This is a genomic window from Actinoplanes awajinensis subsp. mycoplanecinus (assembly GCF_001509495.1).
Lineage (GTDB): Bacteria > Actinomycetota > Actinomycetes > Mycobacteriales > Micromonosporaceae > Actinoplanes > Actinoplanes palleronii.
Window position 1 is genome coordinate 75,350 of sequence record NZ_LLZH01000280.1, and the last position, 25,265, is coordinate 100,614.

General features: G+C 71.1%; 23 protein-coding genes and 1 pseudogene. 7 read left to right on the forward strand and 17 right to left on the reverse strand.

Annotated features, from left to right (window positions below; translation table 11 throughout):
- Positions 1-127: 127 nt before the first annotated feature.
- The 8 genes from hemB to ADL15_RS28580 form a co-directional block, all read right to left on the reverse strand.
- Positions 128-1,117, reverse strand: coding sequence for a porphobilinogen synthase (gene hemB, locus ADL15_RS28545; protein ID WP_067697617.1), 990 nt, complete (start codon positions 1,115-1,117; stop codon positions 128-130).
- A gap of 57 nt (positions 1,118-1,174) precedes the next feature.
- Positions 1,175-2,761, reverse strand: a complete 1,587-nt coding sequence (locus ADL15_RS28550; protein ID WP_067697618.1) for a bifunctional uroporphyrinogen-III C-methyltransferase/uroporphyrinogen-III synthase — start codon at positions 2,759-2,761, stop codon at positions 1,175-1,177.
- Positions 2,758-3,720 (reverse strand): hydroxymethylbilane synthase, encoded by a 963-nt coding sequence (gene hemC / locus ADL15_RS28555; protein ID WP_067697620.1) that lies wholly within the window; start codon positions 3,718-3,720, stop codon positions 2,758-2,760. The genes ADL15_RS28550 and hemC overlap by 4 nt, the downstream gene beginning before the upstream one ends.
- Positions 3,717-5,030, reverse strand: a complete 1,314-nt coding sequence (locus ADL15_RS28560) for a glutamyl-tRNA reductase (protein WP_067697622.1) — start codon at positions 5,028-5,030, stop codon at positions 3,717-3,719. Before ADL15_RS28560 ends, hemC begins: the two co-directional genes overlap by 4 nt.
- The gene (locus ADL15_RS28565) at positions 5,027-5,758 is read right to left on the reverse strand and encodes a redox-sensing transcriptional repressor Rex (protein ID WP_067697628.1); all 732 of its coding nucleotides are present in this window, start codon (positions 5,756-5,758) and stop codon (positions 5,027-5,029) included. The genes ADL15_RS28560 and ADL15_RS28565 overlap by 4 nt, the downstream gene beginning before the upstream one ends.
- Positions 5,759-5,990: 232 nt before the next feature.
- Positions 5,991-6,632: an HAD family hydrolase gene (locus tag ADL15_RS28570; RefSeq protein ID WP_067697629.1), complete on the reverse strand. Its 642-nt coding sequence runs from the start codon at positions 6,630-6,632 to the stop codon at positions 5,991-5,993.
- An 11-nt stretch (positions 6,633-6,643) separates the two neighbouring features.
- Positions 6,644-6,892: a glutaredoxin family protein gene (locus tag ADL15_RS28575; RefSeq protein ID WP_067697632.1), complete on the reverse strand. Its 249-nt coding sequence runs from the start codon at positions 6,890-6,892 to the stop codon at positions 6,644-6,646.
- On the reverse strand, positions 6,889-8,388 hold the full coding sequence (locus tag ADL15_RS28580; protein ID WP_067697676.1) for an AMP-binding protein: 1,500 nt from the start codon (positions 8,386-8,388) through the stop codon (positions 6,889-6,891). The genes ADL15_RS28575 and ADL15_RS28580 overlap by 4 nt, the downstream gene beginning before the upstream one ends.
- Before the next feature lie 434 nt (positions 8,389-8,822).
- On the opposite strand from ADL15_RS28580, the gene ADL15_RS28585 reads away from it, so the two are divergent.
- On the forward strand, positions 8,823-9,719 hold the full coding sequence (locus tag ADL15_RS28585) for an ECF subfamily RNA polymerase sigma factor, BldN family (protein WP_083971854.1): 897 nt from the start codon (positions 8,823-8,825) through the stop codon (positions 9,717-9,719).
- Between the two features lie 133 nt (positions 9,720-9,852).
- Positions 9,853-10,749: pseudogene (locus tag ADL15_RS28590) on the forward strand (DUF5667 domain-containing protein); the annotation flags it as partial.
- Between the two features lie 421 nt (positions 10,750-11,170).
- Here the strand turns inward: ADL15_RS28590 and ADL15_RS28595 are convergent.
- The 5 genes from ADL15_RS28595 to ADL15_RS28610 all read right to left on the reverse strand — a co-directional run bounded on the left by ADL15_RS28595 (position 11,171) and on the right by ADL15_RS28610 (position 14,984).
- On the reverse strand, positions 11,171-12,184 hold the full coding sequence (locus ADL15_RS28595; RefSeq protein WP_198171058.1) for a lysophospholipid acyltransferase family protein: 1,014 nt from the start codon (positions 12,182-12,184) through the stop codon (positions 11,171-11,173).
- 6 nt (positions 12,185-12,190) lie between these two features.
- A complete protein-coding gene (locus ADL15_RS28600; protein WP_067697638.1) occupies positions 12,191-13,276 on the reverse strand; it encodes an NAD-dependent epimerase/dehydratase family protein in 1,086 nt (361 codons plus the stop codon).
- Between the two features lie 85 nt (positions 13,277-13,361).
- Positions 13,362-13,463, reverse strand: a complete 102-nt coding sequence (locus tag ADL15_RS51840; protein WP_007465623.1) for a 30S ribosomal protein bS22 — start codon at positions 13,461-13,463, stop codon at positions 13,362-13,364.
- A gap of 194 nt (positions 13,464-13,657) precedes the next feature.
- Entirely contained in the window at positions 13,658-13,870 is a 213-nt protein-coding gene (locus ADL15_RS28605; RefSeq protein WP_067697641.1) for a helix-turn-helix domain-containing protein, read from the reverse strand.
- A 193-nt stretch (positions 13,871-14,063) separates the two neighbouring features.
- Positions 14,064-14,984, reverse strand: coding sequence for a proline dehydrogenase family protein (locus tag ADL15_RS28610; RefSeq protein ID WP_067697643.1), 921 nt, complete (start codon positions 14,982-14,984; stop codon positions 14,064-14,066).
- A gap of 89 nt (positions 14,985-15,073) precedes the next feature.
- Between ADL15_RS28610 and ADL15_RS28615 the strand changes: the two genes are divergently transcribed.
- Positions 15,074-15,619, forward strand: coding sequence for a CGNR zinc finger domain-containing protein (locus ADL15_RS28615; protein ID WP_067697645.1), 546 nt, complete (start codon positions 15,074-15,076; stop codon positions 15,617-15,619).
- A 159-nt stretch (positions 15,620-15,778) separates the two neighbouring features.
- Here the strand turns inward: ADL15_RS28615 and ADL15_RS28620 are convergent, their stop codons facing one another.
- A complete protein-coding gene (locus tag ADL15_RS28620; protein ID WP_067697648.1) occupies positions 15,779-16,588 on the reverse strand; it encodes a sugar phosphate isomerase/epimerase family protein in 810 nt (269 codons plus the stop codon).
- A gap of 126 nt (positions 16,589-16,714) precedes the next feature.
- Between ADL15_RS28620 and ADL15_RS28625 the strand changes: the two genes are divergently transcribed.
- A complete protein-coding gene (locus ADL15_RS28625) occupies positions 16,715-17,554 on the forward strand; it encodes a hypothetical protein (RefSeq protein WP_067697650.1) in 840 nt (279 codons plus the stop codon).
- An 830-nt stretch (positions 17,555-18,384) separates the two neighbouring features.
- On the opposite strand, the gene ADL15_RS28630 is transcribed toward ADL15_RS28625, so the two are convergent.
- Both ADL15_RS28630 and ADL15_RS28635 read right to left on the reverse strand, forming a co-directional pair.
- Entirely contained in the window at positions 18,385-19,068 is a 684-nt protein-coding gene (locus ADL15_RS28630) for a response regulator transcription factor (RefSeq protein WP_067697652.1), read from the reverse strand.
- A gap of 29 nt (positions 19,069-19,097) precedes the next feature.
- Positions 19,098-20,384 carry a sensor histidine kinase gene (locus ADL15_RS28635; protein ID WP_067697654.1) on the reverse strand — a complete coding sequence of 429 codons (1,287 nt, stop codon included), beginning with the start codon at positions 20,382-20,384 and terminating at the stop codon, positions 19,098-19,100.
- A 202-nt stretch (positions 20,385-20,586) separates the two neighbouring features.
- Here ADL15_RS28635 and phoU point away from each other — a divergent pair, with 202 nt between their 5' ends.
- Complete coding sequence (phoU, locus tag ADL15_RS28640; RefSeq protein WP_067697656.1) at positions 20,587-21,243, forward strand: phosphate signaling complex protein PhoU; 657 nt, start codon at positions 20,587-20,589, stop codon at positions 21,241-21,243.
- Between the two features lie 74 nt (positions 21,244-21,317).
- On the opposite strand, the gene ADL15_RS28645 is transcribed toward phoU, so the two are convergent.
- Positions 21,318-22,064 (reverse strand): phosphoglyceromutase, encoded by a 747-nt coding sequence (locus tag ADL15_RS28645; protein WP_067697682.1) that lies wholly within the window; start codon positions 22,062-22,064, stop codon positions 21,318-21,320.
- A gap of 115 nt (positions 22,065-22,179) precedes the next feature.
- On the opposite strand from ADL15_RS28645, the gene ADL15_RS28650 reads away from it, so the two are divergent.
- Complete coding sequence (locus ADL15_RS28650; RefSeq protein ID WP_067697658.1) at positions 22,180-23,526, forward strand: MDR family MFS transporter; 1,347 nt, start codon at positions 22,180-22,182, stop codon at positions 23,524-23,526.
- Positions 23,527-23,593: 67 nt separating this feature from the next.
- Positions 23,594-24,805, forward strand: coding sequence for an MFS transporter (locus ADL15_RS28655; RefSeq protein WP_067697660.1), 1,212 nt, complete (start codon positions 23,594-23,596; stop codon positions 24,803-24,805).
- Positions 24,806-25,265 lie beyond the last annotated feature (460 nt).

Below are 25,265 nucleotides of genomic sequence, written 5' to 3' on the forward strand. Positions count from 1 at the left end.
TGGCTCCGCTTCGCTCCGCGGCAAAACGCCTTTTAAGCCGGTGACTTGGCAGCTGATTTCCCGCCGCCCGCAAACCCCGCGGGCGTCGGGAAATCAGTTGCCAAGTCACCGGCGGCGTTTTGCGAATTTAGTAGCGGGTGCGGAGGAGATTGGCGGCCTCGAGGGCCCAGTAGGTGAGGGTGATCTGGGCGCCGGCTCGTTTGATCGAGGTGAGGGACTCCAGGATGGCCCGTTCGCGGTCGATCCAGCCGTTCGCGGCGGCCGCCTCGATCATCGAGTACTCGCCGGAGACCTGGTAGGCGGCGACCGGGACGGTCACCCGGTCGCGGACCGCGGCGATCACGTCCAGGTACGGCAGGGCCGGCTTGACCATCACCATGTCCGCGCCCTCGGCCACGTCCAGGTCCACCTCGCGCAGCGCCTCCCGCAGGTTCGGCGGGTCCTGCTGGTACTGCCGACGGTCACCCTGCAGCGTCGACTCGACGGCCTCGCGGAACGGGCCGTAGAACGCGCCCGCGTACTTCACCGCGTAGGCGAGCACCCCGACGTCCTGATGCCCCGCCCGGTCGAGGGCCTTGCGGATCACGCCGATCTGGCCGTCCATCATCCCGGACGGGCCGACCACGTGCGCCCCGGCCACGGCCTGGGCCACCGCCATCTCGGCGTACACGTGCAGGGTCGCGTCGTTGTCCACCGAACCGTCCGAGGCCAGCACGCCGCAGTGCCCGTGCGAGGTGAACTCGTCGAGGCAGAGGTCGCCCATCACCACCGTCGCGTCGCCGACCTCGGCGATCACGTCCCGCAGGCCGACGTTGAGGATGCCGTCCGGGTCGAGGCCGGCCGAGCCGGTCTCGTCCTTGTTGGCGTCCTCCGGCACACCGAAGAGCATCAGGCCGCCGATACCGGCACTGACCGCCTCGTGCGCGACCTTGCGGAGTGATTCACGGCTGTGCTGCACCACGCCGGGCATCGAGCCGATCGGGCGCGGCTCGGTCAGCCCTTCCTTGACGAAGAGCGGCAGGATCAGCTCGGCCGGTGAGAGGCGGGTCTCCTCGACCAGCCGGCGGATGGCCGGGGTGCGCCGCAGCCGGCGCGGGCGGATGTCGGGGAAAGACATCGGGTGCTCCTCAACGGAAAACGCGCCGGGGGAGGAAACCCCCGGCGCGCAGTCGGATCAGCGGAAACGAAGAGCCGTGGGGCCCTGCACCTTGGAGCCACGACGCTGCTTGGCGGGCATCGCCGCCAGCTTCTCGCGCAGCTCCAGGGCGTACTCGGCGAGCGCCTCGACCAGGTCCGGCACCGAGGCGTCCTGCGGCTGGGTGTCCACCCGCAGACCGAACTCGATCGCGGTCTCGGCGGTCTTCGGGCCGATCACCGCGACGACCGTGCGGGCGTGCGGCTTGCCGGCGATGCCGACCAGGTTGCGAACGGTCGAGGACGAGGTGAAGAGCACCGCGTCGAAGCCACCCGACTTGATCGCGTCACGGATCTCGGCCGGCGGCGGCGCGGCCCGCACCGTCCGGTACGCGGTCACGTCGTCCACCTCCCAGCCCCGCTCGATCAGGCCGGCCGCGAGGGTCTCGGTGGCGATGTCGGCGCGCGGCAGCAGCACCCGGCCGACCGGGTCGAGGATCTCGTCGTGCGGCGAGAACTCGGCCAGCAGGCCCTCGCTGGACTGCTCGCCGGCCGGGATCAGCTCGGGCTGGATACCGAACGCGCGGACCGCCTCGGCGGTGGCCTCACCGATGCAGGCGATCTTCACACCACCGAAGTGGCGAGCGTCCAGGCCGTGCTCGGCGAACTTCTCCCAGACTGCGCGAACCGCGTTCACCGAGGTGAAGACGACCCAGGCATACCGGCCGTCGACGAGGCCCTTGACCGCGCGCTCCATCTGCGCCGGGGTGCGCGGCGGCTCGACCGCGATGGTCGGCACCTCGCACGGGATGGCGCCGTAGGCCCGCAGCCGCGCGCTCATCGCACCGGCCTGCTCCTTGGTCCGCGGGACCAGCACCTTCCAGCCGTACAGCGGGCGGTTCTCCCACCAGCTCAGGGCGTCGCGCTCGCCGACCTCGGCGCCGACGGTCAGCACGACCCGGCCGGTGAAGCCGAGCGCCGCCGCGACGAAGCTGTCCACCGTCGAGGTCGTCGTGTACTGGGTCTCCCCGGTGCCGTCGCCGGTCACGCCGACCGGCACGCCCGGCTCGACACCTGCCGCGAGCAGCCCGTCCCGGACCGCGGCGAGGTCACCGGCATCCACCGCGACCGCGAACGAGCCCTTCTGGGCCGCACCGGCCAGCGCGTCGAAGTCCAGGGTGGTGACGTCGTCGACGTCGGCGGCGATCCGGACGCCGGGCAGCGGCACACCCGCGTACGCGGCCACGCCCTCGGCCTGCCCGATACCCGGGATCACCTCGAAGTGCACGGCGGTCCGGGCGACCGCCTGCACCTCCTTGACCACCGAGTCGTGGCCGAACGGGTCGCCGGCCACGAGGTGGACGGCGGCCAGGCCGGACTTGGCCGCGGAGAGCAGCACCTTGGCGACGTCGCCGGGGGCGCCCTCGGCCGGGCTGAACTGTGCGTCCTCTTTCGCGTCCGCGCGTACCGCGGCCAGCAGCGACTCGGGGACGCCGCGGTCGTAGACCACCTGGTCGGCATCGGTCAGCGCGCTGTAGGCGCGGCGGGTCAGCAGCTCCGGGTCGCCGGGTCCGGCGCCGATGAACGCGATGCGTCCGGCTGGCTTGCGGGCGGTGCGGGTGGTCATTCTGTGCTCCCCATCAGGGTATCGGCGCCGGCGTCGAGGAGGTCGGCGGCGAGTGCCTTGCCGATCTCCGCCGCGCTGGCGGGCGTTCCGGTGCGCGACAGCCGGATGGCTCGAACCCCATCCGGGCTGATCACCGCACCGCGCAGGTGAATCATCTCCTCGCCAGGCCCGTCCCCGAAGGTCGAGCCGGCATGCCCACCCCGCACGAGGCGGGCATAGGCGGCGACCGGGGCGGCACACCCGGCCTCCAACGTGGCCAGCAATGCCCGTTCCGCCAGCACGGCGGAGCGGGTCGGTGCGTGGTCGAGCGCAGCCAGCGTCTCGACCAGGTCCGCGTCGCCGGCCCGGCACTCGACCGCCAGCGCACCCTGTGCAGGGGCGGGCAGCATGAGCATCGGGTCCAGCGTCTCGGTGATCTCGGCGGTCCGGCCCAGGCGGGCCAGTCCGGCATGGGCGAGCACGACCGCGTCGAGGTCGGCCCGAGGGCCGAGCACGCGGGCGATGCGGGTGTCGACGTTCCCGCGGATCGGCGTGACCTGCAACTCCAGCCCGAGCGACCGCAGCTGCGCGATCCGCCGGACCGCGCCGGTGCCGATCAGCGCGCCGGGCGCCAGGTCGGCGAGGGTCTTGCCGTCCCGCGCCACCAGCGCGTCCCGCGGGTCCTCCCGGCGGGGCACCGCGCCGATGTGCAGGCGTGGGTGCTCGGTGGTCGGCAGGTCCTTGTACGAGTGCACGGCGATGTCGATCTCACCGGCCAGCAGCGCGTCACGCAGCGCGGAGACGAACACCCCGACGCCGAGCTCGGCCACCGGCGCGGACGAGGTGTCGCCGCGCGTGACGATCCGGACCAGCTCGACCGGACGGCCGGTGGCCGTGGTCAGCTCGTCGGCGACCGTCTGCGACTGGGTGAGCGCCAGCGCGCTCCCCCGGGTACCGAGGCGCAACGGTGTGGTCGTCACGCTCTGCCTCCGATCTCGGGTACCGCGTCAGCGTGGGTGGCGTGCGGGACGTCCAGGTCGAACAACTCGCGGAGCAGGGTGGCGTACTGGTCCCCGCCCGGCTCGGCGGCCAGCTGCCGCACCCGCACGGTCGGCGAGTGCAGGATCTGCTGGACGACCCGGTGCAGGGTACGGGAAACGTCGGCCCGCTGCTCCTCGCTGAATTCCGGGTGCCGGGTCAGCAGTTTGCGCATCTCGGCGGAGACCACGTCCTCGGCCCGGTTCCGCAGCGCGGCCACCGTCGGCGCGATCTCGGCGCCACGCATCCAGCCGAGGAAGTTGTCCACCTCGCCGGCCACGATCTGCTCGACCGCGGCGGTCTCGGCCACGGCCGGCAGCGCGCGCCGGCTGGCGGCCAGCGTGTCGATGTCGATCACGGCGAGGCCGGGCAGCCCGGCGGCCTCCGGAGCGACGTCCCGGGGCACCGCGAGGTCCAGCACCACCAGCGGCGTCACCGAGGTACGGGCGGCCAGAGCGGCGGTCAGCCGCTCACGGGTCAGCACCGGCGTGGTGGACGCGGTCGCGGTGACCACGATGTCCACCTCGCTGAGCGCCGTGGCCAGGTCGTCGAAGGGCACCGCGACAGCGCCGTACGCCTCGGCCAGCCGGTCGGCACGTTCCGCGCTGCGGTTGGTGATCCGCAGCGGGCCGACACCGGTCCGGGTGAGCGTGGCGACCGACAGCGAGCCCATCGCGCCGGCCCCGATGACCAGCGCGGGACGGCCGGTGAGGTCTCCGCCGAGGTGCTCGGCGGCCACCTCCAGCGCGGCCGAGACGACGCTCTGCCCGGCCTTGTCGATGCCGGTCTCGGAGTGCGCCCGTTTGCCGACCCGCAGCGTCTGCTGCATCAGCTCGTGCAGCAGCCGGCCGGCCGAGTCGGCCTCGGTCGCCGAGTGGTACGCGTCCCGCAGCTGCCCGAGGATCTGCGCCTCGCCGACGACCATCGAGTCGAGGCCGGCCGAGACCCGGAACGAGTGCCGGACCGCCGCCTCGCCGTAGTGCACGTAGAGGTGGCCGGCCAGGTCGGTGGCCGGGATGCCGGAGTGCTGGGCGAACACGTTGCAGATGTCACCCAGGCCGCCGTGGAAACCGGTGACCGAGGCGTACACCTCGACACGGTTGCAGGTGGCGACGAGGACGGCCTCGTTCACGTACGGCTGGGCGACGAGTTTCTGGAGCATCTCCGGGACCTGGGCCTCGGGGATGGTGAGCCGTTCCAGTACGGCGACGTCGGCGGTGCGGTAGGACGCACCGATGCTGAGCAGATTCACGACCCGACTGCCTCCTGGTCGTCATGCCGTCCGCCGGGAAGGGCGGTCAGCGACGCCTTGCGGTGTTCATGGAACGAGAGGATCTGCAGCTCGATGGCGAGATCCACCTTGCGCACGTCGACGTTCGGCGGGACCGACAGCACACAGGGCGCGAAGTTCAGGATGCTTGTCACACCGACCGCGACCAGCAGGTCGGCGACCGCCTGGGCGGAGGTGGGCGGGGTGGCGATCACGCCGATCGCGAGCGTCTCCTCGGCGGCGACCCGGGCCAGGTCGTCGATGTGCCGCACGGCCATCCCGTTTATCACCTCGCCGACCTTCTTGCGGTCGGCGTCGAAGAGCGCGACGACCCGGAAGCCGCGGCTGGCGAAACCGGCGTACCCGGCCAGCGCGTGTCCCAGATTGCCGACTCCGACCACGCAGACCGCGCGGTTCTTGTCCAGGCCCAGGATGTACTCGACCTGGTCGACGAGCAGGGCGATGTCGTAGCCGACGCCGCGGGTGCCGTACGACCCGAGATGCGAGAGATCCTTGCGGAGTTTCGCGGAGTTGACCCCGGCTGCGGCGGCCAGACCCTCGCTGGATACCGTTTCTGCGCCGGCCTCGGCCAGATGGTGCAGGGCGCGAAGGTATTCGGGCAGCCGAGCGATCGTCGCCTCCGGAAGATCCGGGAAGGCGGGGACGCCACCGGCTTCGCCGGACGTGCTTCCGTGACGGTGCTGGCTCATCTGACTCCGTGCCGACGAGGCGAAACTGCGGTGAGCCCGATCTGAGCGATACCGGTGCCACCCTCGTGGGGCGGCTGTGGTAGCGGGGCTCGTCGGAGTCACAGAGTAGGCGCTTGTGAAGGCGTGCACAAATCGCGATCTTGTCGGGACAATTGGACAGGATCGACCCGGCTGTGATAGCCGAGCCGACCCGTCGAGTATTACCGGTGATGGACCGCCAGGGCCACCTGACTCAGAGTGACAGGGCCAGGTTCACCGCTTCCAGCAGTGTGTCGGCGACCGGACGGCCGGATTCCCGCAGGCGCACCGGGTGGGTGAAGCCCCCGGTGTAGAGCACCGAGGCGGCGCCCACCGCGTCCGCGGCGTAGGCGTCGTCGAGCGAGTCACCGATCAGCACCACCTGGTCGCCGGGCACGCCCAGGCCCTCCAGGTGCCGGGCCAGGTGACCGGCTTTCAGGTCGCCGCCCACCTCGGTGCGCAGCCCGTCGACCCGGGTGAAGACCCCGGCCAGGCCGTAGGTGTCCACGGCCGGCACCAGCTCGCTGTGGAACCACATGGAGAGCAGCGACTGCGTGCCGGGCCAGCTCTTGATCGCGGTCATCGCGTCGGCGGCCAGGGTGATGTCGGTGAGCCCCAGCCGGTACGCGTCGTGGAAGATCCGGTCCAGCCGGCCGAACTCCTCCTCGTTCACCGCCCGGCCGAGCATCTCCGCGTAGAACTCGGCGACCGGCCGGCGGAACGTACGCCGGTGTTCGTCCGCGTCCACGGCCCGCGCGCCGAGCGAGGCGAACGCCTCGTTCGTCGACGACACCACCAGGTGCAGATCGTCGAGAAGGGTTCCGTTCCAGTCCCAGACCAGGTGTGTAGCTGTCACGCTCGCAGAAACTACAGGTGCGGTTCCCCTGGTTGTCGAGCCAAATCCCGCAGAAGCCGGGCCTCTTCCACCCGCCAGTAGCCGTGCTCCTTGCCGTCCAGCAGCACCACCGGCACCCGGTCGTCGTAGTCGCGCTGCAGCTCGACCGACGAGTCCACGTCCACCCGGGTCCAGTCGCCGGGCGCGATCCGGTCCAGGGCCTGCTCGGCCACCTCGCACAGGTGGCAGCCGTCCCGGCTGATCAGGGTGATGCGACTCAAGACAGCTCCCTCTTCCGGATCTTGCCGCTCAGCGACCGGGGCAGCGCGGCGACCAGCTCGATGGTCGGCAGCTTGAACCGGGCCAGCCGGGCGGCACAGTGCACCTGCAACTCGGTGGTCGACGGCGCGGGCTCGCCGACCGCCACCACGTAGGCGTGCGGCCGCTGCCCGGCGTCCCGGTCCGGCCGGGCCACCACCGCCGACTCGGCCACCCGCGGATGTGCGTCCAGCACCCGCTCGATCTCGGCGGGGTAGACGTTGAACCCGTTCACCAGGATCAGCTCGCCGATCCGGTCGACGAGGATCAGGTCGCCCTCGCCGTCCGCGTACGCGATGTCGCCGGTCGCCCACCAGCCGTCGGAGTCCGGGCCGTCGCGGCCGTCCGGCCAGTAGCCGGCGAACAGGTTCGGGCCGCGCACCACGATCTCGCCCGGGTCGGTCCCGGCCGAGGCGGCCGGGGCGAGGTCCAGCTCGGCGAGATCTTCCTCGGGCGAGGCCGTGCCGTCCCGCCACAGGTCAAACCCGTTTTTGGTACGCAGGGAGAGCTCGACCCCGGGCAGTGGCCGTCCGATCGAGCCGGTCTTGCCGCGATCACTGACCGCGGTCGTGGTCAGCACCGGGGCGCACTCGGTCAGGCCGTACCCGATCAGGATCGTCGTGCCGGTGGCGGCCCGGAAGCGCGCCGCGGTCGCCTGGTCCAGCGGCGCCGCGCCGCACACCGCGGTCCGCAGCCCGACCAGCGCCTCGCCCGCAGCGGGCAACCGGGACCAGGCCTGGTACATCCCGGGCACGCCGACCACGACGGTCACGCCGCGCTCGGCGATCAGGTCGAGAGTGGCCGCCGGGTCGAACCTGTCGACGAGCACCCCGGTCGCCGCGTGGTGCGCCACGCTGCCCAGCCCGGTGTTCAGCCCGTACGCGTGGAAGAACGGCACGGCCAGCAGCACCACGTCGTCCGGGCCGATCACCGGCGGCTCGATCCGGTCGAGCTGCTCGTGGTTCGCCGCCAGCGCGGCGTGGGTGAGCATGGCGGCCTTGGGCCGGCCGCTGGTGCCGGACGTGTAGAGCAGCACCGCGAGGTCACCGGCGGCGACCGCGGGAAGGTCGGCCGCGGCCGCCCCGTCGAACTCCGGTGCGACGCACAACGCCGTCAGACCCAAACGGACTTGGTCTGTTTGTCCGATGACGATCAGCGCGCAGCCGGCGTCGGTGATCGCGTGCCGCACCTCGTCGGCGGTGTAGCCCGGGTTGATCGGCACCGCGACCCGACCGGCCCGCAACGTGCCGAACCAGGTCACCACGAAGTCAACGGTATTGCCGAGCACGGATGCGACCCGGTCGCCGGGCGCTGTCCGGGCGGCCACGAACCGGGCCGCCACGGTGACCTTCGCATCAAGGTCCGCCCAGGTCAGCACGGTGTCACCGGCGATGAGCGCGGCGGCGTCCGGACGGCGGGCCGCGGCGTGCGCGACGGGATCGGGGGCGGGTTCCTCCACGAACGCCGAGTCTGGCACAAACCGCGCCCCGCCGGGATAGCGGACAGCCGGTCCGTTGCCTCCGGCCCCGGATCAGACAGGGTGACCTTGACACAGGATGCCGAGTTCGGACGGATTCGCGGCTTTGCGCGCAGCGCACATGGTGTGCGACTCCCCGTGTCCGAACCCGGTGATACTTCCGGTCTGTGTAACAGACTCCACACGATTGGGTGAGGTCACCGGCGATTTCCGCGGGTTACCCCACCCCTTTTGTATGCGAGTGACCACCCTCATCCCGAGGAGGCCGCTGTGCCACACAAACGACGGAACCACCGTGAATCCCTGTCTGGCGGGACGGATTCATGGTCGCCGCAGGCCCGCCGGGTTGAGGAGGCGCAGTGACTCATGTGTACGCCGGAGACCCGTACCACCGCGACGGGCTCGCCGGGAGACATGTGCTCACCGACGGTTTGAACGCCATTCGCGAGTCGGTCGACGGAGTCATCGCCAACACCATCCGAGGGGACGGCCCGAAGCGCACCGGTAACCGACGACCGATCAACAACTCGCCCTCGGTGCCGGCACCCGGCACCAACGGCAAGTTCGGTGGCAACCGGGTCGGCCCGCCACGGCCGCCGTCCCAGCCGACCGCCGGGCAGCGTTCGAACCTGCCCGAGACCGAAACCGTCGGCGGTGAGCACACCGTCGTCCTGCCCACCCAGAGCAAGACCGGGCCGCCGACCGAGACCGAGCCACCCAAGTATCCGGCCCGTCCGGCGCCGGGCGACGCGGCGGCGGCGGTGTGGGCACTCGTCGAACGGGCCCAGGCCGGCGAGACCGAGGCGTTCGGGCTGATCTACGACCGGTACGTGGACACCGTCTTCCGGTTCGTCTACTTCCGGGTCGGCAACCGGCAGCTGGCCGAGGACCTGACCTCGGACACCTTCCTGCGTGCCCTCAAACGCATCGGCAGCTTCACCTGGCAGGGCCGTGACCTGGGCGCCTGGCTGGTCACCATCGCTCGCAACCTGGTCGCCGACCACTTCAAGTCGGGCCGGTACCGCCTCGAGGTGACCACCGGCGACGTGCTGGACGCCGACCGCGAGGACCGCGGGCCGGAGGGCAGCCCGGAATCCGCGGTGGTCGACCACATCACCAACGTCGCGCTGCTGACCGCGGTCAAACAGCTCAACCCGGAACAGCAGGAGTGCATCGTGCTGCGCTTCCTGCAGGGCTTCTCGGTCGCCGAGACCGCGCAGACCATGGGTAAGAACGAGGGCGCCATCAAGGCACTGCAGTACCGGGCGGTGCGCGCGCTCAACCGGCTCCTGCCGGAAGGATTCCAGTCTTGATCGGGCGCGCTCAGATGTCGATCTCCGATACCCGATGGTCCCTCCCGGCACCCGTAACCGGACCCGCGTGTCGCGCGTTTGTCCGGATGCGACCTACGGCTGTCAATCGTGCCCCGGTCGCCGACGCCGGCACATGCGCCGGCGGGACACTCACGAGCGAGGGGAGGTGCCCACGGTGAACATCCCTTTTCTGGATCGCCGGAGCGCCGAGCGCTTCGCGGAGCTGGTCGACGATCCCGGTGGCGTAGGTCGGCACCACAGTCGTGGTCACGCCGATGAGGGGCTGACCGAACTGGTGGCCCTCGGCCACCGACTCGGCGCCACCCGGCCCGCCGGACAGGTCGACACCGAGTTCCGTGTCGGGCTGCGCGCCATGCTGGTCGCCACCGCCGAGCGGGACGGCATCGGCCGGACCGCCGTCGAGGCGGAACCCGAGCAGATCGCCGAGCTTCCGCACCACGGACGGCGGGCCCTCTTCGGCCGCCGGATCCGGACCCGGGGCGCGATCGTGCTCGGCGTGGCCGCCGGCGCGATGGCCGTCTCCGGAATCTCCGCGGCGAGCGAGAACGCCACGCCCGGCGACGCGCTGTACGGCGTCAAGCGCTCCACCGAGCGGGCCCAGCTGGCGATCGCCGGCTCGGACGCCAGCCGCGGGCAACTGTCACTGGACTTCGCCCGCAACCGGCTGAACGAGGCGACCTCGATGGCCGGTGACGCACCGGACTTCCGGGACGTGCTGGACGACATGGACGCGGACACCCGCAAGGGCGTCAAACTGATCACCACGTCGGCGGTGTCCCGTAAGGACATCAGTCAGCTGACCACGCTGGACACTTTCGTGACCGACCAGCGCACCACGTTCGCACCGGCGATGCCGAAGCTCTCCCCGGCCAACCGGGAACGGGCGATGACCTCGCTGGGGCTGCTCGAGGACGTGACTCAGCGGGCCGAACAGCTGCGCAAGGGCCTGGGCTGCGACAAGCTCGACCCGGCCGGCAGCGACCAGCTCGGACCGAAGCTGCACGGCTGCGGCGGCGGCGCCGAACCGGCCGACAAGACGCCGTCGACGTCGACGCACTCCGGCAGCGGCACCAAGTCGAACAAGCAGAACAACCCGGACGCGACGCCGAGCAAGTCGGTGCGTACCGGTGCGGCGGTCGACCCGAGCAGCAGCGCGGGGGTGACCGTGCCGGGTACCCGGGTCACCTCGGCGCCGGGCACGAAGGCCTCGACCTCCGCGACCATCACCCCGGACGATCCGTACGACGTCGCCCCGACGACCGACAGTGTCGACGAGACGGGCGAGGAAGACGGAGTCCTGGGCGGGTTGCTGGGCGATTTGTTCTAGTTCGTCAATATATGAACGTGGCGAGGGGCGGTGCCGGAGAAATCCGGGGCCGCCCCTCAAGCGTCACTATAGGACGGTTGGTGCCTACCTGTCACCGCAGCTGTCAGCGCGCGAACGGGTCCGGGCGCTTCTGCAGCAGCTCGTGCAGGCTGGCCTGGATCGTCTCGCGCACCTGGTCGGCCAGGTTGTAGACGACCAGCGGGTCGTCGGCGTACTCGGTGAGGTGCGCGGTCGGGATCGGCGGGCAGAACTGGATCAGCCACTTGCTGGGCAGCGGGATCAGGCCCAGCGGCCCCAGCCAGGGGAAGGTCGGGGTGACCGGGAAGTACGGCACCCCGAGCAACCGGGCCAGCGGCTTCAGGTCGGCCAGGATCGGGTAGATCTCCTCGGCGCCGACGATGGCGACCGGGATGATCGGCGTACCGGTGCGCAGGGCCGCGGACACGAACCCGCCACGGCCGAAGCGCTGGAGTTTGTACCGCTCGGAGAACTTCTTACCGATCCCCTTGAAGCCCTCCGGGAACACGCCGACCAGCTGGTTGTTGGTCATCAGCCGTTCGGCGTCCGGGTTGCAGGCCACCGTGGCGCCGGCCGCGCGGGCCAGCTCGCTCATCCCCGGAACCCGGAAGACCAGGTCGGCGCCGAGCAGGCGGAGATGCCGCCGGCTCGGGTGGTTGTCGTGCAGCGCCACGGTCAGCATCAGCGCGTCCAGTGCGACGGTGCCGGAGTGGTTGCCGACCACCAGGCCGCCGCTCTCGGCCGGGACGTTCTCGATCCCGAACACCTCGGTGCGGAACCAGTCCCGGTAGAGCACCCGCAGCATCGGGTGCAGCACCGCGGCGGTCAGCTCCGGGTCGAAGCCGAACTCGTCCACCTCGTACGCGCCGGCCAGCCGGCGACGCAGGAACGCGAGCCCGTCGGCGACCCGGCGGTCCCACAGGTCCAGGCCGGTCGGCGCCGGCTCGGCACTCGCCACGGCGGGCTCCTCGACGACGGGCTCCGGCGCGGGCTTCTCCGGGATGGGCCGGCGGCCGTTCAGCTTCTTCGGCGGGGACGGCTCGGGCAGCCGGAAATCGGCGTGCCCGGGCAGCATGTCGCGGTATTCATCCTGGCTCACGAGCGATCACGCCCTTGACTTGGCAGGGTGGGCCGGGTCGCCTTCGGCCGCGGCGCGCACTCGCCGGATGCCGTCCAGGATCGCGTGCTCAGCAGCGGCGAGGCGGTCGGCGGTGAGCGAGGATCCGGCCGCGTGCGCCTGGATGAACTCCTCGAACGCGGTGGCGGTGCTGCGCGGGGTGAAGCCGAACTCCCGGATCAGCCGGGAGGTGTCGACCACCCGGCCGTGCACGAAGAGGTCGATCTGGTCCAGGCCGATCTGCTCGACGCCCAGATAGCGGGCGAGGGAGGCGGCGGTGGACAGCCCGCTCTCGGGCAGCGGCACGGCAACGCGGCCGGCCCGGCGGACCGCCTGGGACAGCATCAGTACGCCGGAACCGGCGACGTTGAAGGTGCCCGGATGATTCTCGGTCACCGAACGGTGCAGGACTTCCAGGGCGTCGTCCACGTGCACGAACTGCAGGCGGGCGTCGCGGCCGAGCACGGTGGGCACCACCGGCTGGGCGAAGTATCGGGTCAGCGACGTCTCGGCGGACGAGCTGATCATCGGGGCGAAGCGGAGCACGGTGGCGGCCACTTCGGGACGACGGCGGCGGAAACCGCGGACGTACCCCTCGATGTCGAGGATGTCCCGGGCGAACGGGCCGCGCGGCACCGCCCGCGGCTCGGTGTCCTCGGTGAAGACCGCGGGGTCACGGAACGACGCGCCGTACGCCGCCGTGGACGAGCGCACCACCAGCTTGCGCAGTTTCGGCGCGCCCTGTGCGGCAGCCAGCACCTGCATGGTGCCGATGACGTTCTGTTCCTTCATCCCGCTCCGGCCGCCGTGCTCCGCGTCGGGCACGCTGGTCACCGCGAGGTGCACCAGCGCCTCGGCGCCGAGATCCGCGATGGCCTCGGTGGCCGCGCGCGCGTCGGCCCGGATCCGCTCCACACCGTCCAGCAGGCCGAGCAGGCGTGCCGGTGGGTCATGCGGATCCAGACCGACGACACGGTCGATCCGGGGATCTGCGGCGAGGCGGGCAGCCACCCGAGCGCCGAGATAACGGCTGACTCCGGTGACCACGACAACGCTGGGCGATGAGGTCACCACGAGCGCACCTTTCGATGCTGAGCCTCGGAACCAGAACCAGTGAGGCAAGTAACGACGTCAGCCGGGTGATCCACCCGGCCGGTCGTCACTTGCCCAGACGGCGACGCTGGACGCGGGTCTTGCGCAGCAGCTTGCGGTGCTTCTTCTTCGCCATACGCTTGCGGCGCTTCTTGACCACGGAGCCCATACGAAAGCCTCTCGAACCATGTTTGGGTGGAACCGGCGGCCACGACAGCACACCGGAACCGATCTGGACGGCGCCCGGAGCGGCGCCAACTGCTAGGCGGCACACACGTAAATTCCGGGAGCCAACCTGTCCAGCCTACCGGCACGCTCCGGGAGGACCAACACGACCCCGGCCACCCAAGCCCCCGAGGAGCCTCAGGCGGTCTGCGAGAACGCGCCGCGGAGGTAAGCGTGCACCGCGTGCTCGGGCACCCGGAACGAGCGTCCGACCCGGACGGCGGTGAGGTCACCGCCGTGCACGAGCCGGTAGACGGTCATCTTGGAGACCCGCATCAGGGTGGCCACCTCGGCCACGGTCAGGAACCGTACCTCCGAGAGGCGTTCCTCGGTCTGGGCTGGACCCGTCATCTCGTCGCACCGATCCTTTCCGCAGGCATGTGCCGCCCCGGCGCCGGAAGGCCCTGGAAGTGGTCGAGGCGACGAACGTGCGTGTCATCAGAACCGTATCGATACGGCTGTGACCAGGGCGTTGCGTTCCGTAATTTGCCCACAAAAAGTCAAGTGCGACACGCCAGATCCGTGTCCGATTAGACCGAAAGAGTCACTTACGAGAAGAAAGGGCCTGCGCGAGGAGGGTGACCTTGCCTGGTCGCTCGGCGAGACGGCGCATCAGGTAGCCGTACCACTGGGTCCCGTACGGCAGGTACACCCGCACCGCGTGGCCGCCGGCCGCCAGTCGCGCCTGCTCCTCCTGGCGGACGCCGTAGAGGAGCTGGAACTCGTACTCCCCGGTGGAGCGGTCGAACCAGCGCGCCCGGTCCTCGGCGATCGCGATCAGCCGCGGGTCGTGGGTGGCCACCATCGGATAGCCCTCACCGGACATCAGGATGTTCAGGCATCGCACGTACGACTTGTCGACGTCCAGCGCGGACTGGTAGGCCACCGACTCCGGTTCGGCGTACGCACCCTTGCAGAGCCGCACCCGAGACCCGGCGGTGGACAGCTCCCGGCAGTCCCCCTCGGTACGCCGCAGGTACGCCTGCAGCACTGCACCGGTCGCCGGGAAGTCCCGTCGCAGCTCGAGCAGCGTCTCCAGGGTCGCGTCGGTGGTGCTGTGGTCCTCGGCGTCCAGGGTCACCGTGGTGCCCGCGTCGGCCGCCGCGGCACAGATCGCGCGGGCGTTCTCGTACGCCATCTTCTCGTCGATCCGCTGGCCCAGGGCCGAGAGTTTGACGCTGACCTCGGCCGCCGGCGTCAGACCGGCGTGACGCAGGCGGCCCAGCAGCGCGACGTACTCGTCGCGGACGGCCTGTGCCTGCGCGGTCGTCTCGGTGCCCTCCCCCAGGTGGACCAGGCTGACGGCGAGCCCGTCGTCGGCCAGCTCCCGGGCGACCCGCAACGCCTCCTCGCCGTCGTCGCCGGCGACGAAGCGCCGGACGATCCCCAAGCTGGCGGGCGCTGACTCGACCAATCGCTCCAGCCGGGCGGAGCCGGCCGCGGCGAAGAACAGGGAACGGAGCATGCGCCGAGCGTAACCGCACCGCCCGGCCCCGGCCCGGCAGTGCGGTCGAGGAATCGCACCTCGCGGCCGGTTGCGGCTACCGTGGTCGGGTGAACTTCGATGCGTACGCCCGGACGGCGGTAGACCTCGTCAACGCCGGCCTGGACGATCTCGCCGGGCTGCGAGCCCTGTTCTCCACCGATCTGGACTACATGCGCGACCAGGTCGTGGAGAAGGACCTCGCGGTCTTCCGGCGGGCGCAACGCCGCCTGCGCGAGGTCTTCGAGTACGGCACGGCCGGCCGTGACGGCGACGCGGTGCGCGAGCTGAACTCACTCCTCGAGGCGTACCCGGTGCAGCCACGCATCTCCGGCCACGACGCCAGCGACTGGCACATGCACGTCACCAGCCGCGGCTCCTCGGTGAGCGCGGAATACCTGGCCGGCGCGGTCTGGGGCCTGGCCGTCTGGCTCTGCGAGTACGGCAGCGCCCGGTTCGGCATCTGCGCCGACGAGCGCTGCGGCAACGTCTACCTGGACACGTCGTCGAACAACTGCCGCCGGTTCTGCTCGGAACGCTGCGCGACCCGCTCGCACGTGGCCGCGCACCGCGCCCGCAAGCGCGCGGCCGCGGCGCCCGACCTCACGCCCGCCTGATCCACAGGCCGGGGCCGTCCACAGCCCCGAACCACCGCCCGCCGCTTTCCCGCCAGACTGTCCAGCGGGGGCTCCCCCAGGGAGGGCGGGCTTGTGCGCGGCGGGCTTCGTTGCGCGGCAGGCTTCGTTGCGCGGCGGGCTTTTGTCCGCGGGCGTTCCTCAGGCCGAGGTGGCCGCCCCGGCCGGTGCCAGGTGCCGGCGGGCGAACTCCAGCGCCTCGCGCAGGTCCGCCTCGCGCACCGCCCGGCTCGCGGCCTTCCGGGTGTTGATCTCCAGCGCGACCGACCCGGTGAACCCCCGCCCGGCCAACGACCGCAGCAGCTCGGCGCAGGGCTGGTTGCCGCGGCCCGGCACCAGGTGCTCGTCGCGGCCCTCGCCGGTGCCGTCACCCAGGTGCACGTGCTTGAGCGCGGCGCCCATCCGGTCGGCCATCTCCAGCGAGTCGATCCGGGACGCGGCGCAGTGCGACAGATCAAGCGTGTACGCGTCGAAGCCGGTCTCGGTCGGATCCCAGCCCGGCGTGTACGGCACGAACCAGCGCCCGGCCATCTTGACCGGGAACATGTTCTCGATCGCGAAGCTCAGGCCGGGGTGCCGCTCCTGGACCTTGGCCAGGCCGGCGGCGAAATTCTTGGCATAGTCACGCTGCCAGGTGAACGGTGGGTGCACCACGACGGTCGGCGCGCCCAGCGACTCGGCGAGCTGGGCCGCGCGGTTGAGGCGCTCCCACGGGTCGGAGCTCCACACCCGCTGGGTCACCAGCAGGCAGGGAGCGTGCACCGACAAAACCGGCACACCGTAGTGATCGGCCAGGCCCTTGAGGGCGCCGGCATCCTGGCTGACAGCATCGGTCCAGACCATGACCTCGAGTCCGTCGTAGCCCACCGTGGCCGCCATCTCGAACGCGGCCGCCGTCGGCTCGGGGAAGACCGAGGAGCTGGAGAGAAGCACGGGAACGCGGGAACTCACGCCCTCCAGCCTAACCACGTCAGTCGCGGCCGGATATATCCGCTCCAAACGGTCGTCATCCCAGCGGGCCACGCCGCAGCCCCGCTTGACCGGCAGTCGTCGGCCCGCGCGCGTAGGCTGACCGGGATGAACCGCACGCAACGCCCCGTGGAAGTCTCGCTCGACTTCCCTCGGGAATGGATCGAGTTCCTCGACCCCGCCGACGAGCAGCATCTGGTCCGCGCCGACCTGACCTGGCTGCTCTCCCGCTGGACCTGCGTGTTCGGCTCGGCCTGCCGCGGCATCCTGCCCAACCGTGCCGAGGACGGCTGCTGCTCGCACGGCGCGTTCTTCACCGACGCCGACGACGAGACCCGGGTGAAGGCGGCGGTCACCAAGCTCACCCCGGAGACCTGGCAGCACCACCGGCGCGGGTTCCGGAACTGGACCGAGATGGACACCGTGGACGGCACCAAGCCGGCCCGGCGCACTGCCACCCAATCGAGTGACGGCCCGTGCGTGTTCCTGAACGACGCGACGTTCGCCGGCGGGGGCGGCTGCGCGCTGCACGCCCAGGCGCTGCGCGACGGGGCACACCCGCTGGAGTACAAACCGGACGTCTGCTGGCAGTTGCCGGTCCGCCGGGAGCAGGACTGGGTCACCCGGCCGGACGGCGTGAAGCTGCTGCAGTCCACGGTGACCGAGTTCGACCGGCGCGGCTGGGGCCCGGGCGGGCACGACCTCGCCTGGTGGTGCACGTCGTCCCCGGACGCCCACGTGGGCACCGAGGCGATGTACCTGTCCTACGCCCCGGAGCTGACCGCGTTGATCGGCGAGGCGGCGTACCGGAAACTCGCCGAGCTCTGCGCCGCCCGCCTGGCCTCCGGCCTGATCGCCATCCACCCGGCCACCGCCGCCGCGCAAGCGGCCGCGACCCGGAAAAAACGAGGCGGCCGCGAGCCCGCTTCCCCACCCGCCACCGCCTGACACCCGACCAGGTCGAATCGGACCACGTGCTCAGACAGGCGCCGCTGCTCGTTCAACCGCCTGCACTGCCAACCAACCCCATAGGGTACGAATACCGAGAGGCCCGCCGCAGGCTACAAGCCACGCGCTGCTCCGATCCCGCGCGCCACCGCGCTCCCTTCCGGCCCTGCCGCGCTTCCCGACCGCACAAACCTTGCGCGAAACCGCGATCATTTCCGGCCACCGCCGCGCTTCCCGACCGCGTGGGGCTGGGGTGGGCAGCCAGGCGGCGGAGGCGGCGGGTCACGGCTCGTCGCGCCGCTCACCGCCCACAGCCAGGCGCGACCGTCTAAAACGCGACGCCCCGAGTCCCGGCACGACATCAGCGCGCGTCACGACCCCCGGCTGGTCGTCAGGGGTGCCTCAGCGACCTCGAGACACCCCTGAACACCAGCCACGCGAGTCCGGCTGGTGCTGACGGCTGCCTCAGCGACCTCGAGGCAGCCGTCAGCACCAGCCGGGGTGCCGCACGCCGGCTCGAGAGACGGACATTGCGGACTTACCGTCGTACCATGGGCTCGGAGCGCGCCGGAATGCTCGCGCCGGACCATAGACCGGGACCGGCCGCCCATCTGCTGGGACGGCCGTGCCCGGCCGGGGGTGGCGACCGGCGCAGCGGACCGTGACCCCACGCGGCCGCCGCCTGGCAAGCCAACGCAGCCACCCCGCCGCCCGGCCAACAAACCCCGGCGACCCAATTCAGGACGGACAGTAATAGAGCACCCACGCCGGGAAACCTCCGGCGCGCGCCGCAGAGATCTGACCCCAGCCCGCCGAGCGAAGCGGGGCCATCAGGGCTCGAACTTGTAGCCCAGACCACGCACCGTGACGATGTAGCGCGGCGCGCTCGGCTCCGGTTCGACCTTGGAGCGCAGGCGCTTGACGTGCACGTCGAGGGTCTTGGTGTCACCGACGTAGTCGGCGCCCCAGACCCGGTCGATCAGCTGGCCGCGGGTCAGCACCCGGCCGGCGTTGCGCAGCAGCAGCTCGAGCAGCTCGAACTCCTTCAGCGGCAACTGCACGCCGGCGCCGTCGACCGTCACCACGTGCCGCTCGACGTCCATCCGGACCGGTCCGGCCGCCAGCGTCGGCGTGCTCACCTCGGCGGCCTCACCGCCCTGGCGACGCAGCACGGCGCGGATCCGGGCGACGAGTTCGCGCGGCGAGTACGGCTTGGTGACGTAGTCGTCGGCACCGATCTCCAGGCCGACCACCTTGTCGATCTCGCTGTCCCGGGCGGTGACCATGATGATCGGGACAGCTGATCGCTGCCGGAGCTGGCGGCACACTTCGGTGCCGGACATCTCGGGCAACATGAGGTCGAGCAGCACGATGTCGGCACCGGTCCGGTCGAACTGCGTGAGCGCCGAGGTTCCGGTCGCTGCGACCGACACCTCGAAGCCCTCCTTCCGCAGCATGTACGACAGGGCGTCGGAGAACGACTCCTCGTCCTCGACCACGAGCACGCGGGCCAATGTGGTTCCTTCCGTCGTCGGTGGCCGGGTCAACGCCCGGCCACACCGGACTCGATCTCAGTTGCCGTCGATGACGGCGAGGGGGATTCCGGAGGGCGCGCCGGTAGGCGCAAGGTGAACGTAGAACCGTCGCCGAGGGCGCTGGTCACGTCCACCCGACCACCGTGATTGGTGGCGATGTGCTTGACGATGGCGAGGCCGAGTCCGGTCCCGCCGGTCGCCCGGGACCGGGCTTGATCGGCTCGGTAGAACCGTTCGAAGACCCGCTCCACGTCCTGTGGCGAGATGCCGATGCCCTGGTCCTCAACATCGATCTCGATCCATTCATTCTCCTGCCGGACGGTCACTTCGACCTTGGTGTCCGGCCCGGAGTAGGCGATGGCGTTCTCCACCAGGTTCGTCACCGCGGTGGCGAACTGGCTGTCACTTCCGTACGCCATCAGGCCCTTCGGCCCGGTGTGCACGACCTCGATGCCCTTGGCCGAGGACGTCGTCCTGGTCCGGTCGAGCACCTCGGCGATCACCCAGTCCAGGGCGACCGGCTCCGGGCTGGGCAGCGGCTCGGCGCCCTGCAGCCGGGTCAGCTCGAGCAGCTCGCTCACCAGCCGGCCCATCCGGGCCGACTCGTGGTGGATCCGCTCGGCGAACCGGCGGGCGGCCATCAGGTCCTCGGACTGCGCCTCGGGCACCGACTCGGGCAGCTGGGTCGCGTCCAGCAGTGCCTCGGCGAGCAGCTGGAGCGCGCCGATCGGGGTCTTCAGCTCGTGGCTGACGTTGGCCACGAAGTCCCGCCGGACCCGGGCCAGCCGGTGCGACTCGGTCACGTCGGCCGCCTCGACGGCGACATGCGTCGAGTTCAGCGCGACGGCGCGCAGGTGCAGACCGAGCGGTGCCTGCGCGCCGCCGGCCCGTCCCCGAGGAAGATCAAGTTCAACCTCCCGGCGTACGCCGGTGCGCCGGACCTGGCCGGCCAGCGTGCGAAGGATGGGGTGCGCCGCGATGGTGCCGGGGGCACCGCCGGAGCGCAGCAGGCCCATCGCCCGCGCGGCCGGGTTGACCAGTACCGGGTAGTCGTCCGCGTCGAGCACGACCACGCCGACCCGCAGCGAGTCGAGGCTCTTGCGGCCGAGCCCCTTGAGTCCGTGTTTGCCTGCCGGGCGGTCGTCGTCCGGTTCGATGGCAGCTCTCCCCTCCGGCGGACCGGCCACTGCCACGTCCCCCGGCGCCGGCCGGCGGAAACGGGCGATGACCAGCCCAGCACCGACACCGACGGCGAGCGCGGCTGAAACCAAGCCGACGGCGTATACCCATTCCACGCTGCGATCGTAGGGTCATTGTTTACCTGGGCCATAGGGCCAAAGCGGCAAATCCGGCACGCGTCGAATAATGTTCACCACCAGGTCTGGCGTCGTTCACCAGCGTTCATGTTGAGGAAGCCCCGCCGACCTAGCGTGAGCTGCACACACCCCTGGCCGTGCCCGAGTCGCGGGACGGCCCCGACAATCGGGACTGTAAAACATGCGCGAGGAGTTCCAGGCCGATCTCACCGAGGTGAGCCGCCTGCTGGTGACCATGGCAGAGTCGGTGCGCGGCGCGCTGCGCAAGGCAACGACCGCGCTGCTGACCGCCGATCTGGAGGCGGCCGAGTCCGTCATCCAGCGCGACACCGAGGTCGACACCCTGCGCCAGCAGGTCGAGACGAAGGTCGCCGACATCATCGTCCGGCAGGCGCCGGTCGCCAGTGACCTGCGCCGGGCCATCACCGCCCTGCACATCTCCGCCGACCTCGAGCGGATGGGCGACCTGGCCGAGCACGTGGCCAAGACCGCCGCCCGCCGGCACCCGTCCCCGGCCGTGCCGGCCGAGCTGCGCCCGGTCTTCAAGGGAATGGCCGAGGTCGCCGACCAGATGGCCGAGAAGATCACCAACGTGCTCGTCCACCCGGACGCCGGCCTCGCCGGTGAGCTGGAGAAGGACGACGACGCGATCGACGACCTGGAGCGTCAACTCTTCAAGATCATGCTGGCCGACGACTGGCCGTACGGCGCGGAGACCGCGATCGACGGCGCGCTGCTGGGCCGGTTCTACGAGCGCTACGCCGACCACGCCGTGAACATCAGCGAGCACACCATCTACCTGATCACCGGGGAACCGGCCTCGGCTCAGCAGGACTGACCGCAGGGGGAACGGGAGGGCCGGGTCACCACGGGGGGTGACCCGGCCCTCCTACGTTCCATCGCTCTCTACGGTCAGCGGCCCTGGTTGGCGACCGCGGCGGCGGCCTCCTTGGCGGCCTGCGGGTCCAGGTACGTCCCGCCCGCGGTGATCGGACGCAGGTTCTCGTCCAGGTCGTAGCGCAGCGGGATGCCGGTCGGGATGTTCAGCTTGGCGATCGCGTCGTCGGAGATCCCGTCCAGGTGCTTGACGATCGCGCGCAACGAGTTGCCGTGCGCGGCGACCAGCACGGTCTTGCCGGCCTGCAGGTCCGGGACGATCGCGTCGTACCAGTACGGCAGGGCCCGGTCCAGCACGTCCTTCAGGCACTCGGCCTTCGGCTTGATCTCCGGCGGCAGCGCGGCGTACCGCGGGTCCGCGGCCTGGGAGAACTCCGAGTCGTCCTCGATCGGCGGCGGCGGTACGTCGTACGAGCGGCGCCAGAGCATGAACTGCTCCTCGCCGTACTGCTCCAGCGTCTGCTTCTTGTCCTTGCCCTGCAGAGCGCCGTAGTGCCGCTCGTTGAGGCGCCACGAGCGCTTCACCGGGATCCAGTGCCGGTCGGTCAGGTGCAGAGCGATCTCGCTGGTCCGGATCGCACGACGCAACAGGCTGGTGTGCACGACGTCGGGCAGCACGTTCTGTTCCTTGAGCAGCTCCCCGCCGCGCCGGGCCTCGTCCTCACCCTTGGCGTCCAGGTCCACGTCGACCCAGCCGGTGAAGAGGTTCTTGGCGTTCCACTCGCTGTTGCCGTGCCGCAACAGCACCAGGGTTCCAGTCATGACCCACATCTTCCTCCAGCTCCCGGCACGCGTCCGGGCGGGTGGAAACTCGATTGCGTGATCCCTTAGGTTGTAAGGGATCAGAACGGGTTTCACTGCTTACGGGGAGGCATACGTGCGGGGTTGGTTACGGCAAGCCGCGGGTGGACTGCCGCGGCAGTTCTGGTTCCTCTGGACCGGCACCCTGATCAACCGCGTCGGCTCGTTCGTGGTGCTCTTCCTGAGCATCTACCTCACCGGCGAGCGGCACCTCACGCAGAGCCAGGCCGGTCTGGTCCTCGGCCTCTACGGTGTCGGCGGCGCGATCGGCACGATGACCGGCGGGGTGCTGGCCGACCGCTGGGGCCGGCGGCCGACGATGCTCGTCGCCCAGTTCGGCGCGGCCGCGCTGATGCTGACCCTCGGGTTCGCGCACTCGTACACCCAGATCCTCGTCGCCACCGGCGTGCTCGGGATGTTCGCCGAGGCGGTCCGGCCGGCGTTCTCGGCCATGATGGTCGACGTCGTGCCGGAGAAGGACCGGGTCCGGGCGTTCTCGCTGAACTACTGGGCGATCAACCTGGGCTTCGCGCTCGCCGCGATCGCCGCGGGCCAGGCCGCGCAGGCCGATTACTTCCTGCTCTTCGCGGTCGACGCGGCCACCACGCTGGCCACCGCGACGATCACGCTGATCTTCCTGGCCGAGACCCGGCCGGCCCGGCCACCGGTCACCGCCGGCACGGCGCCCGCGCCCACCGGCGGCATGCTGACCGGTCTGCGGGACCGGGTCTTCGTCGTCTACCTGGTGCTCAACCTGCTGACCGTGCTGGTGTTCCTGCAGCACCTGTCGACGCTGCCGATCGCGATGCTCGCCGACGGATTCTCGGCGGCCACCTACGGCTGGGTGATCGCGGTGAACGGCATCCTGATCGTCGTCGGTCAGCTGTTCGTGCCCCGGCTGATCGAGGGCCGCCGCAGCGACCGGGTGCTGGCCGGCGCCGCGCTGATCGTCGGGATCGGGTTCGGGCTGGTCGCGTTCGCGCACTCCGCCTGGGTCTACGCGCTGACCGTGGTGATCTGGACGCTCGGCGAGATGCTCCAGTCGCCCAGCAACGCGGCGACCGTCGCGGCACTGTCGCCGGCCTCGCTGCGCGGGCGGTACCAGGGGCTCAACTCGCTGTCCTGGTCGATCGGGTCCTCGCTGGCGCCGATCCTCGGCGGGCTGACCCTGCAGGGGTTCGGGCCGGCCGCGCTGTGGCTGGGCTGTTTCGGTCTCTGCGCCCTTGCGGGCGCCGGCCACCTGCTGGCCGGTCCGGCCCGGGAGCGACGTGCGGCTTCCCAGCGTACGAAAGAGATCGCCCACCTGGCGCCCCCGCCGCCGTTGCCGGCCGGCGACCTCGACCCGGCCGTCGCCGCAGCCGCCGCACCCCCGCCGGACGATCGCACCCCGGCCGCAGCCTCGCGCCGGGACGCCGCGGAGTGACCCGGTTTCGCGCTCCCGCCCCTCCCCGCTACGGTTAGGAAAGTTTTCAGTAGTGGGGGGTGGGCGCGTGCGGGGGTGGCTGCGCGGAGCGGTCGGTGGACTGCCGCCGGTGTACTGGTACCTCTGGGCCGGGCTGCTGATCAACCGGGTCGGCGGGTTCGCGGTGCTCTACCTGTCGCTCTACCTGACCGCCGAACGCGGTGCCGGAGCGGCGCTCGCCGGGCTGATCGTCGGGACCTACGGGATCGGCGGGGTGGTCGGGACCCTGCTCGGCGGGGTGCTCACCGACCGGTGGGGACGCCGCCCGACCCTGCTCGCGTCCCACCTAGCCTGCACCGCGGTGCTGGTGGCGCTGGCGCTCAGCTCGCCGCTGCCGGTGATCGCCGGGCTGTGCCTGCTGCTCGGGCTGACCCAGGCGATGCCCGGACCGGCCTTCGTCGCCGCGATCACCGACGTGGTGCCCGCGGGCCATCGGCTGCGGGCGTTCAACCTGCAGTTCTGGGCGTTCAACCTGGGCACCGCGGGGGCGTCGCTGCTGGCCGGGGTGCTGGCGCGGTGGAGCTATCCCGGACTGTTCCTGATCGACGCGGCCAGCACGCTGCTCACCGCACTGGTGATCGCCTGGAAGGTGCCGGAGACGCTCGGCTCCACGGTGCGGTCCGGGTCGTCCGTGGGTGGCCTGCGTACCGTCCTCGCCGACCGGATCTTCCTGGCCTTCGTCGGGCTGACCGTGCTGCAGGCGCTGCTGACCAGCCAGACGAACACGATCGTGCCGCTCGCCATGCACGACGACGGGCTCGGGCCGGGCGACTACGGCCTGGTGACCGCGCTCGGCGGGGCGCTGATCGTTCTCGGGCAGCTGTTCGTGCCCGCGGTGATCGACCGGCGGCGCAAGGACCGGGTGCTGGCGCTGTCGATGGTGGTGATGGCGGGTGGGTTCGCGGTGCTGACCGTGGCCGGCAGCCTGCCGGTGTACCTGCTCGCCGCGGCGATCTGGACGGTCGGCGGGATGCTGGCCGCCCCACCGAACGCGGCGATCAACTCGGAGCTGGCGCCGGCGCTGCTGCGCGGGCGGTACCAGGCGGTCTTCTATCTGAGCTTCCCGCTGGCGTCGTTCGTGGCGCCGGCGCTGGGCGGCGCCGGGCTGGAGTACTTCGGCTCGGCGCACTGGATGATCGTGGCCGCGGTCGGGGCGGTGGGCGCGGGCCTGCACCTGGCCGCCGGCCCGGCCCGCGACCGCCGGGCAGCCGCAGCAACCCCCCACGCCACGGTGGGCTGAGGATGCGTGGGGACTTTCGGTGCGGAGCGCACCCCAACTCCCCACACAAGCACCACCCACCACAAGCGTGGGGACTTTCGGTGCGGAGCGCACCCCAACTCCCCACACAAGCACCACCCACCACGAACGTGGGGACTTTCGGTGCGGAGCGCACCCCAACTCCCCACACAAGCACCACCCACCACAAACGTGGGGACTTTCGGTGCGGAGCGCACCCCAACTCCCCACACAAGCACCACCCACCACGAGCGTGGGGACTTTCGGTGCGGAGCGCACCCCAACTCTCCACACAAGCACCACCTACCACGAGCGTGGGGAATTTCGGTGGGGAGGGCGGGGGACAAGGCCACGCCTACGGGGTTTGGGGTGAGCGGGACCACCCACGGGCAATGAAGGGTGCGGCGATCGGTGTGGACGCGCCAGCGGCCAGATCGCCGTGCCCGGCCCCCGCGGGAGCGGC

What these genes read in the sequence shown, in the direction of transcription:
- ADL15_RS28625 (WP_067697650.1), top strand. Translation starts at nt 16,715, where the DNA reads ATGAACCGCACGCAACGCCCCGTGGAAGTCTCGCTCGACTTCCCTCGG.
- ADL15_RS28565 (WP_067697628.1), bottom strand. Translation starts at nt 5,758, where the DNA reads ATGAGCCAGCACCGTCACGGAAGCACGTCCGGCGAAGCCGGTGGCGTC.
- ADL15_RS28610 (WP_067697643.1), bottom strand. Translation starts at nt 14,984, where the DNA reads ATGCTCCGTTCCCTGTTCTTCGCCGCGGCCGGCTCCGCCCGGCTGGAG.
- ADL15_RS28645 (WP_067697682.1), bottom strand. Translation starts at nt 22,064, where the DNA reads ATGACTGGAACCCTGGTGCTGTTGCGGCACGGCAACAGCGAGTGGAAC.
- phoU (WP_067697656.1), top strand. Translation starts at nt 20,587, where the DNA reads ATGCGCGAGGAGTTCCAGGCCGATCTCACCGAGGTGAGCCGCCTGCTG.
- hemB (WP_067697617.1), bottom strand. Translation starts at nt 1,117, where the DNA reads ATGTCTTTCCCCGACATCCGCCCGCGCCGGCTGCGGCGCACCCCGGCC.
- ADL15_RS51840 (WP_007465623.1), bottom strand. Translation starts at nt 13,463, where the DNA reads ATGGGCTCCGTGGTCAAGAAGCGCCGCAAGCGTATGGCGAAGAAGAAG.
- ADL15_RS28605 (WP_067697641.1), bottom strand. Translation starts at nt 13,870, where the DNA reads ATGACGGGTCCAGCCCAGACCGAGGAACGCCTCTCGGAGGTACGGTTC.
- ADL15_RS28550 (WP_067697618.1), bottom strand. Translation starts at nt 2,761, where the DNA reads ATGACCACCCGCACCGCCCGCAAGCCAGCCGGACGCATCGCGTTCATC.